Raw genomic sequence first — 14425 nt, 5'->3', positions numbered from 1 at the left:
TTAGAGCATATCCAGAAAACTCTCGAGGTCAGAGATAGAGATACTCTTTACCCTTTTAGTACCGAGCACCGAACTCTCATCCATCGCGATCAAAATGGATATTTTTTTTACTGATCTCGGCATATCCTGACCTGAGTATTTGACGAACAACTCTAAATCATGCCAACCATGAGGCCACTCATCGACCACATAACCCGCTCGCTCAATTGGGGTGAATAGTAGTTCGTAGCGAACCGCGGACTTTGGACAGATAGCAAATTCGCCAAATGCCTTGGCAACTTCTTTCCTATTCAATGTGCCAGCGCAAGTCTCAGGCATAATTGCGACCGGGCGGTATCTCATTTCTCTGCCCTGTGATGACACTCTCAATAGAAACCACTCGACGACGGCAGTTGAAGCCCCGCCATTAATAACAGAGAGCGGAAGCACTATTTCAAATGCTCTTCTTGAGATTTCTGCAGGGCTAGAAAGCTCGACACTACTCCAGAGCACACTGCAATCTACGGACAAACGTTGCTTGATTGCCTCTGGATAAGCAACAGCAATCCAATGCAACAGCCATCCATCAAATTCTTCCCGAGCCAATCGCTTACCATAAGCCGCACCTTCCAAAAGGCGGGCAGAAATTAAGTATACCAATGACTCCCGAACTGCTACGGGCAGCGGATCGATCGCCTTAAGTAACAAATAGCGATCTAACTTTGTGATGGCCTGATCGGTTAGCGCCAATATATCTATTGGCGAAGGCGGGGGAACATCGACGCCATCAAAAGGAGCCTTCTCAAGGACCGCGGCGGCTATAGGACCTGCCAACATAAGTTGGTAACTCTCAGCCTGCCCCGAAGCTTTAAGCTCTTTGCACCAAGAAACGACATCTGCCAGACCAATCTGATTTTTAGAAGATTTAACCTGCTGAAGGCGACTCCCTCCGCCGGAAAACTCCCAAAATATGTCCGCTTTTTCATTAATCGAATCTGGCTCAATAGTGACAGCCACCCAGGTTCCCTCATTCGCCTGTAATGAATCCAACAAACAAATCAAAGTTTGGATAGAAAAACCTCGTATTGCTTCGCGCCCTCCCACCAATTAATCCTCTAGGTCAAAGAAATCCATGGCTATACGCCCCCAATTCAAGCGTGCGTCTTCCATGGCAAGACGTGACTTTTCACTAGGTGCTTCATCTTCCATTCGCGCCCATGCTGCAACTAAGGAAAGGACTTCTTTAGCATATTGCTTATCAGGGCCATCATCATCTCGGAGAGCCTCGAAAAGCCGACCATGAACGGGGTGTCTAGTATTTAAAGTTACGAGAATGATGCCACCAGTTGCGCCCACATCGAAAATCATCTGCCCCGGAGCATCGGCATGCTTAAACCGGAATTTGATTTTCTTACTTACATAATCTACGGCAATCTCATGAGCCTTATCACCTTCAACTCCATCCTGAATTATTTCAGTAGATAAAGCATTAGTACGTTCATCATCCGACAGCGCCTCTTGCTTGTCACTTCGACCTGTATCCCCAACACGATCTCGACGACGATTTACAGAGTCCGTAGCTGCCTGCTCTGCTTTGTTCTCGGCACGGTCCTTCTTCGTCTGAACGCGGTCTCCTTCGCGCATTTTCGCTACCTGAGCGCGCATAACACCCAGCATTTTTTCGATCTCTCGACTGATACGATACATAGGCAGCCTGGGATCGCTATCTAATTCCAGCATTTCGCGATAACTACGCTCTGACAGCCCCTCAGCCTCCGCATCCTCCTCGAAGCTTAAGCGCATAAATCCAGTTGCTGCTTGCTTATTGTTGGTCACGCCAAAAACATCATCCAAACCAGGATCGAACTCAACCTCAATACCCCACCAACGCTCGCGAGAGTCGTAGGAATGAAGGAAACTATGATTCATCTCTAGTTCACGACCGGATCGCACAACAGAAATCCCCTGATTCTTTAGAGTATGCTGCCCAATAGGCTTAGCTCCCCCATCCCGTCTAGCTTCAGGCTTACAGATTGACGCACGAACTATCACTTCGTGCTCCTCTCCATTATGGCCAACCAGAATCTTCAGCTCTCCAAATTTTTCAAACGCGGGCACCTGGTCAAACGGCAAAGGAGCATTAGTGCCACTCATTAGATACAATGGATCATTAGGCCGAACAAAACTTTCATACAGCGCAGGGTAACCGGACCCGTTCTGCTCATAAGCTGCAAGTCTAATCCGTACAGACTTTTTATTAATAAAATGACGGTATACGCGCCCGGCAATAAACTCGGTATGCCTTAGAAGCGTTGTACTTTGCTTCCATGAGACTCGATCCAGATCACTCCAGACCACCAGAGTTCCGCTTTCTCCAATCTCCCCTACGATCAATGACAGCCACATAGCGGGAATCGTCGAAACACTTGGGGCGGGGACATCGGTCATTACTCCTTTTTTGATTTCCTCTACATCTAAATATGCATGGTGTACTATGCCTTTTTGCCAGCTCCACACATCAACACGCTTACATTGAGAGATTGACGAATTCGGAAGCCCCATACCAAACTTGCCAATCCCTTTTTGATTCTTAGGCTCAAGACGAGATCCATTTCCGAATTGAAGCGCTTTACGTAGCAATGCAGGCTCCATACCTCCGGCATTATCATAAACCGCCACATTGGAAAGCCGTCGACGGCCATTACCGTGGACGGTATCGATGCATATAAGCTCGATCTCTGTCCGCTCACCGGACTCCTGGCCAGACTGAACAGAATTATCAATTAACTCGGCTAGCGCATGCGCGGTATCTCGATACCCCGAACTGCGCATTGCAGAAATAGAAAGATCTTGAGGAATAATTGGGAATGACATTACTAGTTTCCTAAATATCTAATTTATTCCAGGTATCAAGGCTTTCCGTCAGCTGCCGTTGCACAGGCAGCGAATCAGAAGCGACTATGACCCGCAGGTAATTATTTTCAGTTCTTTTGGTGCTTGCTAATCGCCCCACTATCCCAAGAAATACGGACGCCGATAATGTAGGGACTGCAACGATACCAACAGCAACAGAGGGAATAGAATCTCCCGAAATGAAGAAACCATGAACGCAAAGTATCTGCTCATCGCGAGAGTTAAATCTTTGTATAATGACCGCTCGTTCGTCTGGGGACTTTTCACTAGTCACCGACATTGCTCTAACACCGCGCAAGGCTAGCAAACCGGCAAACAAACGAGCGTGCTCGGCAGTTGTAGCAAAAAACACAACTTTACCTGCAGCCTTTGACTCAGCCAGAAGCAAGTCTAGCAAGCAACGGTTTCGCTCAAAGTCCTTGCTCAACTCATTTACAAAATCAAGATCAAATTCCAGCGCATTATCGTTTACAAATTTTGCTATACCGCACTTTAGATCCCGAATCTCACTGATGACTTTACCTACATAACCAGCGTCTCGTAGCAGCTTCATGGGATCTTCATCATCAATAGTGATGCATGCCCCTGAAAATTTTGCACGGAACGCTGCTTGGTGAGGTATTTGAGTTATGCCGCAAGAGGATATAGCTGATATCCCCACCAAACTAATGGCACCCTCTTTCGAAAACCGCTCGATGATCTTAACTCCGATCGGATGAGTAACATGCTCGGCATCACTGAAAACTATCACTCGGGTCTTTCGACCTATTTTTTCTAATCCGCCCCCCTCATCGTTGAGTTTTCTAATATCGGCAACGATGATACAATTTTCTAGACTGCCTAGATCTGGAACAGGCCGATCACCATAAACACGATAAATGGTCACATCCCGCGACCCTATTTGCTCCCAAACCTCACGAAGTTCAATAAATGCCTCATCGCAAAGGGCTTCACCTATCCCAAGCCAAACAATAGCTCTTCCATCTGGCTCAGACCGATAAAGATCGAGTACTGCGGTAACCACTAATCGCAACTTACCCGCACCAAATGGCATATTAACTAAAACTGATGTGTCTGGGTTGGCAATGGATTTTCTTAGCTTTCGAAATGCCGTTAACTGGTGAGACCTAAGTTTATGGTTTGCCACAGCTTTCCGTGATCCTTCGACCTCTCTGCCTTTGGAATTATTGGCGTCTACCGCCACATCATACCAACCCATTAAAACTTCTAAATTCAGGAGGTTATTGTCGAAATCAACGCCCTTTAACGTCATCATTGCCGCAGAAGTCGGAAATTGAAGAAGTTCACAGAGCGCCCTTCCCTCATCACCGTCCAAATTTGAAAAAAGTAAATTACGAATGGCACTGTCACGCAACGCACCTTCTTCACCATGCATACTTACAACTAGATAGGCTAAGCCATCCACGTTATATGCATCACTACCAACCGCTTTTAGGAGAGCTACGGTAGTCTCCCCCAACAAAGTGACTAGTGAGTTTTCGTCGCATCGCGCCAAATGATCAACAAGTTTTTTTGTCACTGATACCACCTTCACGCGATACTTAACAGTCGCCTGGAATGCTCGCACACTTAGGAAAACTCTTATGATTGCGACTTATGACTGCACCGGAGCTCTGATTGAGGTATAGCCATGCCCCAATTAGTTTGTTTAAGAACTTCGTGACGATCTCAATCGCATCGTCAATTTTCACGACTACTGGCTCCGTGCATTGAGTTATCAGAGCAGATGGCTAGTACTGCCATTTCAATATCCTGATCTGACAGAAAAGGGGCTTGAGCAAACACTAACCCCTGCTCGCCATTAAGCTTAGCGGCAAGATGCCCCCTCCCTAGCAATAACTCAGCGCCCGGTCGATCTAGCGCAATTTTCGAAGTTGCCTCGCTAGAGACCTTTAATATCAAACGATTGCCTAAATTCTCGCGAAGCTGCATCGGCATTACGTCCTTGTCTGGACGCTGTGCTGCGAAGATCAAATGAATACCTGCTGCACGCGCCTTCACACCCAACCGCTGAACTGCCGCGCCCACTGCCGATTTGTAAGCATCATCAAGCATCCAGTCTGCAAACTCGTCGTGAACCAGAAAGACCATTGGCAAACGCTCTTCGGTCGAAACTTTCGAGTTATAGGTCGGTAAGTCACGGGCCCTCGCTTTTGCAAAGGCGCGGTAACGATCTTCCATCTCCTGAACCAGTGCGTCGAGAACCTCGGCGGCTTTTTCTTTAGTGGTGACGATCTCATCGCGCATATGCGGCAAGTCGGCCAATGGCGCGTAGTCCACTCCCATCTTTGGATCAATCAAGATGATTTGGGCTAACTCCTTGGGGTTGGTTGCAGCGATATCCAATATAAGTGCTTGGATGAGTACCGACTTGCCACTGCCCGTAGCCCCAGCAACCAACGAGTGCGGTTCATGTGATGAAAGCCCACCGAACTCGACCCCCAAATTCAGATATAGCAACGCACCATTAATCTCCTGGAGACCTAACAAGAATGAGGTGTTGATACCCGCAACGTTTCTATTGAGTTCTCGACGCGACCAAAGCTCCCAAAGCGACACAGCCTGCCTCTTTGCACCAGCGACCGTCACCACAATCTCGCCAGGCTTAGGCTGGACAGTCACGAGGTTGATGGCGTGAGTAGTAAGGAGCTGTGTTCGTTTGTTCTCGATATCCTCGACACGCAAGCGATCAGAACCCGCCAGACGAACGAGACAGCCGTTTGGAGTCAAACGAGTGCCGAGTATAGCCGCTTGCAGACCATAGCTATTAAGCGCAAATTTGAGCTTCTTAGTGATGTCTTGAGCCCACTCCTCCCGCTCGGCATCGGCTTGCGCATCACCGGAGAACTTAGACGCGACTAGATCAGACAGCCCGCCTCCGAAGCTGGAATTCGTAGCGGAAAGCTGAGTAGACGCTGAATCCACGATAGCTACAGAGGCAAGGACAGGCTCCTCTGTCAGTACTGGAGGCGCGCCCACTGGGCAAATCGGCGAAGCCGTCTCGGAGTCTTTGCTTATCAAAGCGACTTCTTCAACAAAAGTATCGATCTGCCCACTCGATAGCTGGCCTATTGCGGCCAACCAAGGCACTCGCGGGGCGGGCAATTTAAAACAGTGCCCTTCCCAAGGCTGCTGGGCCCCAATACCTGATCGAACCTCGTGACCTCCAGAGCCTTTAGCATAAGCTTCGGCGAGTTTTCGCAAGTCCGGCCGATCGAAAACCTCCTGCCAAGCCATAACGCCCCCTGTCTCATCAAGAAGCTCTTGCTCAGACGCCGAGGCGGAACCTGCGTCCGAGGTGTGAACGTAAACGTGCGAGTACCCACGCAGGGAAATCTCTACATCGCCATCTCGCAACTTGGCGCGAGCACGCTCCATCAAACCCGTCATACCGGGCGGGATGTCCGCATCTATAAGCATATCGGCCAAGCGGGCCAACCAAATATCCCGATCAAGACGACCAGGATCACCGAAGAGCGCCTCACGGAACATGCCTAATGTTGCCAATAGCTGATCCTTGGAGCCCCGTCGCGCCTGAGCCACCCCATCGGCTCCAACATATTTTGCCTCAACAATTGAAATGACGACGCGAACAGTCTCCTCGTACTCCTCAACGTTGAGCGCCAAAATATCCGCGATACGGCTTTCAGGTTGAGATAGCCAGCTTGCGTAATCGTCGAGTAGGAAATAGGCGGTCAATACCTGCCTACCATTCGCTGAGGCTTGGAACTCCTCTGCAAGCAAGTAACGACTTAGCACAAGGCCTAGCATCTCTCCGGCAGATACACCCCGCTTGGCTGCACGCAGTACGATATCTCCGGAGACTGAAAGTGCGTCGCGCTTCGCCTTGTCGACAGCGATTTGAATCTCGTCGGATCCGAGCTGGAGATTCAACTCATCCAAGCGTCTACGAACCAACACGCTCAACAACCGAAGCTCCGAGGTCGAGCTAACAATCATATTGCGGCCATTAGTCGAGCCTCTACGGTAGCGCACCACCGTGATGTTGTTGTGCTGAAGCTGGCGCTTGTCGAGAAGCTCGTCGTAGGTGGCTACCCATTCGGCCAACTCGTGAGCGTCCTTGATTATTTCAGCCAGAGCTGGGCTTTGAAGGGAAATGCGGCGTGCAGGCAGGAATCGCTCCCCTGGCATAGCGTCCGTCTGCCGGCAAACTGCGGCGACAGCCGACACGTACGCCCAACCTGATGCCGTTTGCCATGGGCAAACTAGGAATGTGGTCGACTTCAGCTCGTTCTCACCTGACACGCTCCGGTAAGACCAGCGGGAAGGCGCATGATCCAAGTTCGGCCGATCGTTGGTCCACTGCACTGGGAGCCATTCTGTTTGGGCCTCGCGCGCGACCACGTCATGCAGGAAAGCCACATCGAAAGCCTTAAAACCCAGCGCACTCTCTCTTGGAGTCGCCGAGAGGGGCATTACAGAAATACGCAGCTTCGAGATGAAGTTTTCGCTGGTTTCGCTGACTACTGGCAGATCAGGATCATCACCAGCCTTGTTGACCAGCTCGCCATAGACTCGCCGCAGCTTTCCTTGATCTGAGTGGCGTACCGAAACACTGCATTGGAGCTTGCCATCCTCTTGTATAGAGGAGAGCTCGCGCACTGTGGCCAGCGGCAACTCAGCTGCATCTGCGTTATAAAGCACAACGCTAAGGTTGCTTGCCTCGTGGGGCTGCAGCCCAACATAACGCTCCAAAAGCTCGCGCGCCTGTTTGGCTGCAGCCGTTGGATCGACATCGGTCATGGCTTCCTCAGCGCCACGCGTCGGTGACTCCAAAAGACTATAACCGTTAACCGTGCTGCTCTCCGAGACAAGCGTCAAAGCGCCGCCCCGATTGAGAACCGCAATCTCTGGATAGAACGGATGAGCGATCTCGTCGGTAAGTTCCCGCATAAAAATCTCGCGGTCACCATAGAGAATGCTAGCGCTGGAGAGCAAGTGTGTAGCGAAACCGGCAACGCGTCGCGTCTTTACCGCTAGAGCCTTCATTCGTTCTGGATGCCAAGGCGGGATGATAACTGCTGGGTTTTCGCCGGCAACACGCACCGTCCCGACCGATAGTATTTCAGCGACCAGCCGCGAGCGACACACATCACCACGAGCATTTACCATCAAGGTGTTCAACAGTTCGGCGTAAGACTCCGCTTGACGCATAACGGCATCGCCATGTAGCCCAGTCGTGACGAAGTCCTCCATCGCCTTGATGTAATCCTCCTCGAACTTATCCCACGATACCTTTACCTCGCTCTGCTGATGAGCCGTCAGCCTACCCCGCTCGGCGAGCTCTTTGATCCGGGTCTTAATCACATGGCGCAGGCTTTGGAGCTTGCTGGCCGAAGAAACCAGCGACCCCGCATCAGTCGAGTAAGTCGCCTCCAGCGTCCCGGTGTCGAGCAACGAGACGTTTTGTACCCCACCCTTCTTGCTTACTAACTTGCGGGGGACTTCGGTACAACCTACCGCGCCCTTCTCCAAGAGGCGGCCCATGTCTGCGACCATCGACAAGCCAATTGACGTGGGCCTGTAGCTCCAAAGGAGCTGCGTTTTAGCTAACACTGTCTCTTTGTCCTTAGCGATCTGGATCAAGGCAACGTCAAACTTGATCTGCAGGGCTAGGCGCGATAGCGACGGGTTCGGACGAACCTTGCTCTTCTTATCATTGCGAAGCTCCTTCTCCTTAGCGAAGAAGGCCTCATAGTCGAAGAGGGGATCGGGTAAGTTTGCATTGCCTAACCGCTCGACCTTCCATTCTACCTTGGAGCCCATGAGCTCCTTTAAGCCGCGGTACATAGCCGAGAAGTAGCTGCCGGCGTCGTAGTTGAATCGCTCGCGCCACTCCTTACGGCCTTTGGTCACAGTGAAACGTAGGATCCGCTCTCCTTCCGAATCACGCAGGCCGGCATGCAAGCTATTAACCACTCGAGCGAAGCCTTCGAAGAAGTCATTGCAGTCAATGGGCTTGCCATAGAGAGCTTTTTCCCAGCGCGAGCAAAGTTTGCTGTCTTGCTCCAAGAGCCTTCGCTGCTTAACGAAAAATTCTTCGTCCTCCTCCGTGAAGTCAGAGCGACGCTCACGCCCCTTCAAGTCCTCCAATAGCTTGCGACCCTCGGCATCGAGTGAGTCCTCCTGATCACACTCATGATCGAAGAAACGGATCGTGGACTCTGCTAAGCCAAGTTGCTTTTCTTTCGGCTTGTCAAAGGCAAGATAAACGCCATCGCTTTCCCACTCGAATTGGGCGAGGGCATCGGATGCCTCTTGATCTCCAGCAGGCGCTGCGACGAATGCATCAAGGGCTTGGCGGGCCCCCTCCGAAATTTCTGCAGTATTAGCCTCGACTCGCTCAGTAATCTCCTCCGAGTCAAGAGGCTGGCCATTCTGGCGGAGTTTTTTAAGCAGCGGCGCACGCTGAGCAAAGAGTTTGGTGAAAGCCTTGTGCCATGGTTTACGCGATGCTGAGAAAGTTTTGGCATTCGAGAAGAAGGCGCTGTCTCTGGGGAGTCCCGCGCATGGTAAGGCGTAACCAACCGCATCACGGATGGGCAGCCCGTGCGTGGCGATAGCCTCGACAATTGCAGAACAAAACTCGCCAAGCTGCACTAACGAAAGTTCCGAGGATGCTAACAATCCGGCTAGGGCTGAATGGAACACCGATCGGTCGTCGAGGACTGGTGCAATACCGCCTGAATGAAGCGTGGCCTCGACCCACGGAGCAGGGTCAGCCCGCATCTCCTTGGCGCCTATGGCCATGACATGACCCAATGTGTCCGCGAGGTTGTGCTCGTTGCCATTGGCAGTCAGGATCGCCGCTTTGGCGGTCAAAGCGTTATTGCGCACATAGCCTGCGTTATGCGGAATCAGAATGTCAGACGGTAGGCCTTGGCCTTCTACCAAGGCCTCCGGGATCATGAGTTCTACCCGGGCAAGCAGGTCCGGATTGGCAAGGATGGCTCGTGCGACTGCCCCGATCTGACTGGATGAAAGCTTGTCTAGCCTGAAGAGCGCAGCCAAATCACCAGACTGGCCAGGATTAGATATGCGTTGGGCGAGAATATTCGCGCCGACACGCCCAATAATGCGATCAGTCAGCATGCCGCTTCTCCCTGAAACGCAAACGGGTTTTCTACAAATGAGCAGGAGTCGGAAAGCCTGCGAACCAAGCCCAAGCTGACGAGACGGGCCTCAAGATTGTTTCGGTTCTCGCTGAGTTCTTCTTGGTCTACTAACTTGGCGCTGACTAAGCGCGCACCCTCTGCGTCACCAATTACCAGGCCATATCGGCACTTGGCTTCGGCGAGAAACTCATCGAACTGCATCCTGTCTTCCACGATGGAAACCACAATCGACTTGAGTAACCTATCGTTCGGCGCATAGCGGGTGCGTCTCGATAGTCTGCGTGAGCTGAGCCCGATAGCACGCGACCATGACGCATGAATTTTGCCGACATGCTGCTGATGGCGTGCCAAAGCATTATCAGCCAGTTTGGTAACCAACTCATCTGGACTCTTATCGGTGGAGTCCTCGTCGTCGCCACCATCAGTCGGCGGCCACTGGAAGCGGTCACGCATGAGTTTTACACGCTCAGCATCCGGAAACTCTGCAGATTCAGCTGCAGCCCATTCAACATTCAACCGGATCGACTCAACATGAGCCCGCACCGCCTTTGCTGGCAGCCCTTGATTTAATTGATAGCTATCGCCAGAAAGCGCTCGCACCTTCGTTCGCTCCTTGGAGACGATTTCGCAGATAATCTCGACCGGATCGTCATCACCTGCAACCCGCTTAGCTCGTTCCAAGAAATAGAGCAGCATGTTCAGGCCAGTGATCGCGATCAAATGCTCCAATGCATCATAGATCGGCATATCCCTGTCCAAGATCGACAACCAGTCGTCGCAGATTTGATCGAAACGATTATTGGCAATTTCGGGTAGATAACCCGAAAGCCGGGGCTCTTCGACACCCTGCGACGTACCTTGCAGAGCCCTAACCAAACGATTCATCGTTGCTTCGTTATCGAATAGGCGCTTGGCAAGGCTGTCACCGAGCTCCGCTCCACGCTTAGCCCGTGTGAGCATGAGATAGAGCAGCTCGCCTGTACGAGCAAAGAAGCGACGATCGTTGCTCATATTTCCTTTTGCATTGATCGCCAAGTCCTCATAAAGAGCGTCTGGGCCGAAAGGAAAGACGAACTTGGAACTCCAGCGCTTGTTACTGCGAGACTCGAATGACGAGGAACGCAGCAGTTCGATAGCCTTTGCGAAGTCATCAAAGCTAGTGAATGAGCGGCGCAGATAGGTCATGTCTTCATCACCATTACCTGTGGCTCCCTGTCTAAAGCGCTCAAACCACTGCTTCCACTTCTCCTCATCAGACGCGGCGTTCTCCGCAATCGATTCGACGTATGGGTTGTTGAACAGTAACCCACGCAAACGGACTTGCCGCTGCGGCTTGAACATAACTGAGCCGCCCTGATCCTGGTGAGGCCTGAGCGGCTGATCCAAGTTCGAGCCGAGTACGCCCAAGAACTCTAGAACAGTCAGGTGAGGAAGCTGCTCGTCATAAAGGCGATGACCCCAAATGTTCTCGTCGACGCAAAAATCGACGCTTTTAATCTCAGGCCTCTTGATGATTCCACTCATTCCGAGATCCTCACCGTCACAGGGCGTGAAAAGCCGCGACCACCTGGCTCAATATCGATGAAGTTGAGTGTCAGCATGGCGGTCTCACTACCTACTTCATCATCATCTCCTGCTAGGCTGGCTTTCTTGACGATCTCTGCCTTCCGCAAGAGCTTCGCCTTGAAAGCCAGCAGATCTTCGAGGCACTCATTGGAGAAGCTCGCTGGCAAAGCCCCCTCAGCCACACGCGAGAGAAACTCATGACGGATAGGGGTCAAGTCGAAAGCAACCGAATTGCCCGGGCCCGCAGCGAGCGAAACGTCGAGTCGAGGGCGGCCCGTATCCTCGACAAGCTTGATCGCCATACCTACGCCGCCCTGCCTGCGGGAGAACGTCTCGTGGTCACAAAGCACGCTGACTCGGCTTTGAGTGAAACCGCCCGAACTAGCGATGAAGATGCGATCTTCGTTTTCGAGAAGGAGACCTGTTAATACGCGGTTAAGACCCTTAGCAAGGCGCCCGCGGACTATCTCGCTAACGGGCTTCTGCGCCTTGAGCGCTTCGATGATTTCCAAGTAGTCCCCAGCAAAGCAGAATGCTGTCATCGACCAATGCGGATAACCTCTTTCCCCATCCGGAAGTGTGAAGAAGAGCCTGCGTCGCTGGTCTTCAAGCATCGTAAGGAACTCGGCCGCCTCTCCTTCCAAGCGTGCCCCCTCATACCCTTCCAAATAGGAATTTTGGGCAGCGCGGAAGGCAGTCGTGGCCCCATAGATAGGATCGATCGCGACCAAACGCTCGAAGTCGGCTTGCAGCCGCAAATCGTCCTTCCCATAAACCAGCAACCCATCAGCAGCATTGGTGGACTCATCGCCCACGCCAAAGCTGGACATCGCCTTGAAGATGGGGCGGTCAGAGGTCCTTCGCTTAAGGAGATTGGCTCCGAAGGCGTTGGCATAGACACTAGCCGTCCCAAGAGTGCCTCCTTCCTGAATCTTCGCGACATCGGCACAGGTCAGCAGGTTGTCCTTGGCCTGCTTGGCATCGGAGCAACCGAGGATCATATTTGAACAAAGCGCAAGTAAGTCGCGTATAGGTAGATGCAGCCCATTGTGCCTGGCGATTTCAACCAAATCGCCCAAGCGACGAGAGAGCTGCCCACCATCCGCCTCACCCAAAAGCCTGCGGCGATTCTCGTCGATGGGACAAACTTTACCGTCGGCCTGAAGTGCACAGCGTTTGCAGTTGTCCCACTCGGGATGCCCCGCCACAGCCATAGCCACCTCATCTAACGTTTTGCGGCTAGTCGAGCGACTAAGATCGAACACAGCCAGGCGCTCAGGAGCTGGCCCGGCCTGTAAGAAGCGCTCTTGCAGCGGCTTGCGAAGTGGGTGATCACGCTCCTGGCGACGGCCTAGATCACGTAGACGATCAAGAATTTGGCCATGGTTTGCGGCAAGAATCACTACCTCAGAATCATCGCCTTCTAGCACCGATCTTTCCAGTCGCCGCAATGGCAGATCGCTCTCCTCGCCATTGAGCTCGGAAAGATCCTTGATAAAGACAGCCAAGCGACCATCCGCCAGATGTAACTCTTTCACGTTGCCCTTGGCGGCCCAAGCCTTGGGATCCCCCCCAATGCGCTCCCACAGGGCACGGCAATGGTACGTCTTACCATCACCAGCTGTTCCAGCTATCAAAATAGATCCTGGCGCCTTGGATTCAATGTGCCCCACCATGTCCTCTAATAGAGGTGTCGACAGGCTAATCGGCTTTACTCCTGCCTGTGCCAACGCCCTCGAAACGTACTCGTCGAACATCGCCAGATTGCTCGATGACGGCCCATAGCTACGTAGGAATTGAACCCAATCACTTGCCGGTGGAACCTCAATGTCAGTACGCCGTACAGAGCCGCCACGACCTTTACCGGCCTGCAACACCCCCTGTCCTATCAGGGCGTCACGCGTCTGCCAATAAAACTCATCTCTTAGCTGTGGAAACTGAATCCTGAGTTGCTCTAGCAACGACTGGTTTCCAATACTGGAGCCATCGGAGGGAACGGCGGCCAGCAAGGCCTCAACCAACTCATTCATGCACCAAACCCCCTCTGGCACCAGTCTTGACAGGTACCATCAAAATCAATCAACGACTGTCGGGGATCAGAGGGGAGGTGTACTGTAAGGCTGCGACAGCAGCACATATTGAAAACCATCCCTGCTGTACCGCGACCTTCCATTTGCGATGTTCGTTACCTTATCTACTGACCAAGCACGGGTAAAGACATGCTCGGTTTTTTTGGCAACATACTCAGGCCGCCGGCATGTAGGAGTAATAAGATGCCTAGTGTAGCGTTAACGCAACGGAGGCCGCTGCCTCGCGTTCGGCTAGCGTCAAGCACGGACGCGATCAGGCCCATCGATTAACAGGCCTTCCCTCCTCCTTGAACGGCGGCCCAACCTTGGCCTGGTTAAGACTATTCAGCCCGGGACATCGCCTGCTAGCACGGGTACGACATTAGGCTCACGCGCACGATGATCAGCAGCCATGCTGCTGACCATCAATAGCCTTGGAAAGGGTGATCGTTCCGCTCCGCACTTGCCAAACCATGTTGAGGTTTCAAGTCGGCCAGGAAACGTCATGGATGGGACTTGCCACGTATACCATTCAGATTTAGCACGCGTAGGGCAGAACGTTAACCGCTGGGCTTGAGCGGCTGGAGTGGCCCGTGCTGAATTCAGCACTGCGCACCGGATTGTGATTGCATAGCGCGTTTTCATGGCTCATACGCCAAATCCAAACCTTCTTCTCACCGATAATTCGTTGGTTATCATGGCAATCTGCTGGCAACTCAAGCCGCCAGGATTTAGCATCTG

Annotated in this window: 6 protein-coding genes; all 6 read right to left on the bottom strand. The window is 52.2% G+C overall.

The features are described from left to right. Window positions 1-1083, bottom strand: a complete 1083-nt coding sequence (locus FEE99_RS08185) for a hypothetical protein (protein ID WP_143979024.1) — start codon at window positions 1081-1083, stop codon at window positions 1-3. 3 nt (window positions 1084-1086) lie between these two features. Beyond that, window positions 1087-2853: an ATP-binding protein gene (locus FEE99_RS08180; RefSeq protein ID WP_143979025.1), complete on the bottom strand. Its 1767-nt coding sequence runs from the start codon at window positions 2851-2853 to the stop codon at window positions 1087-1089. 10 nt (window positions 2854-2863) lie between these two features. Further along, complete coding sequence (locus tag FEE99_RS08175; RefSeq protein WP_143979026.1) at window positions 2864-4432, bottom strand: DEAD/DEAH box helicase; 1569 nt, start codon at window positions 4430-4432, stop codon at window positions 2864-2866. A 161-nt stretch (window positions 4433-4593) separates the two neighbouring features. Beyond that, window positions 4594-10026, bottom strand: coding sequence for an FtsK/SpoIIIE domain-containing protein (locus tag FEE99_RS08170; protein ID WP_143979027.1), 5433 nt, complete (start codon window positions 10024-10026; stop codon window positions 4594-4596). Next, window positions 10020-11573 (bottom strand): hypothetical protein, encoded by a 1554-nt coding sequence (locus tag FEE99_RS08165; RefSeq protein WP_143979028.1) that lies wholly within the window; start codon window positions 11571-11573, stop codon window positions 10020-10022. Before FEE99_RS08165 ends, FEE99_RS08170 begins: the two co-directional genes overlap by 7 nt. After that, on the bottom strand, window positions 11570-13645 hold the full coding sequence (locus tag FEE99_RS08160) for a hypothetical protein (RefSeq protein ID WP_143979029.1): 2076 nt from the start codon (window positions 13643-13645) through the stop codon (window positions 11570-11572). The genes FEE99_RS08165 and FEE99_RS08160 overlap by 4 nt, the downstream gene beginning before the upstream one ends. Window positions 13646-14425 lie beyond the last annotated feature (780 nt).

The organism is Pseudomonas sp. ef1 (assembly GCF_007293365.2).
Taxonomy (GTDB): Bacteria; Pseudomonadota; Gammaproteobacteria; order Pseudomonadales; family Pseudomonadaceae; genus Aquipseudomonas; species Aquipseudomonas siliginis.
Note: the sequence above shows the minus strand (reverse complement) of the source record. Positions and strands in the feature narration are given on the sequence as shown.